The organism is Finegoldia magna (assembly GCF_018371055.1).
GTDB lineage: Bacteria > Bacillota > Clostridia > Tissierellales > Peptoniphilaceae > Finegoldia > Finegoldia magna_I.
This window is the reverse complement of sequence record NZ_JAGYZD010000378.1, coordinates 1-1,056: the sequence shown is the minus strand read 5'-3', so window position 1 is coordinate 1,056 and position 1,056 is coordinate 1. Positions and strand designations below refer to the sequence as shown.

The window sequence follows — 1,056 nt, the reverse complement described above, 5'->3', positions numbered from 1 at the left end:
CAATTTAGATTGATATTCTCATTTGTTTTAGCTTTTTTATTAATTTTTAATGTAAATGCTTTTGCCCAAGATTTGCCGAAATCACCGGATACTTTTTATCTTGATGAGATGGGTGTGATTAGCCAGAAAGTTAAAGATAAAATAGTTAAGACGAATGTAGAACTTGAGCAAAAAACAGGCTCACAAGTACTTGTTGTAACCATAAAAGATTTAAAAGGAAGAGATCCTGTTGATTACGGCGTTGATTTGTTTAATAAATGGAAAATCGGAGATGCCACTAAGAAAAACGGGGTACTGATTTTATTGTCACAAGATTTAAATGAACCTAAAGGTCGTAATCGTCACATCAATATAATTACAGGTTATGGAATTGAAGGAAGACTTAACGATGGTAAGGTTGGTAGAATAATTGATGAATATATGCTTGATGATTTAAAAGACGGTAATTATTCTAACGCTTTACAAGAAGGATTCAATGCAGTTGTCAGTGAAGTTGCTGCTGAGTATGATGTTGAATTAACTGGGGATTTTGACAAATATCAAAAAAATTTAAATAGAAGTTCAGACGAACAACTTATGAACACTATTGCAAGAATTATAATATTTCTGATTATTTTGTACTTTATTTCAAGAAATAATCGTAGAAATAATAGATACAGAGGCAGAAGACGTGGTGGAACAATATTCTTCCCTGGATTTGGAGGAGGATTCGATGACGATGACTTCGGCGGATTCGGAGGAGGTTTTGGCGGCGGATCTTCTGGAGGATTTGGTGGATTCTCTGGCGGAGGAGGCTCTTCCGGAGGCGGAGGAGCTGGAAGAAGCTTTTAATCAAATTTATGAAATACTCTCAATTAATTTTGAGAGTATTTTTTTACGAAAATTTAGTAAAATATTTTTAACTTTTTGTTTAGTTTTGTATGCTTTTATGTTATAATACTTTTGGTTTAATATTTTAAGTAAGGAGATAGTAATGGAAATAGGAGAAAAAATAAGATCATTGAGGTTAAAACTTGGATTGACCCAAGAAGAATTGGCAGAAAGGTCTGATTTGAC

The 1,056-nt window shown here is 33.1% G+C and carries 2 protein-coding genes; both read left to right on the top strand.

Annotation, left to right across the window (positions count from 1 at the left end; translation table 11 throughout):
- Positions 1 to 831 (top strand): YgcG family protein (locus KHW44_RS10015; RefSeq protein WP_304069014.1); only part of this gene is annotated, 831 nt, incomplete at its 5' end.
- Positions 832 to 973: 142 nt separating this feature from the next.
- The coding region (locus KHW44_RS10190; RefSeq protein ID WP_369680538.1) for a helix-turn-helix domain-containing protein at positions 974 to 1,056 on the top strand (83 nt) is incomplete at its 3' end.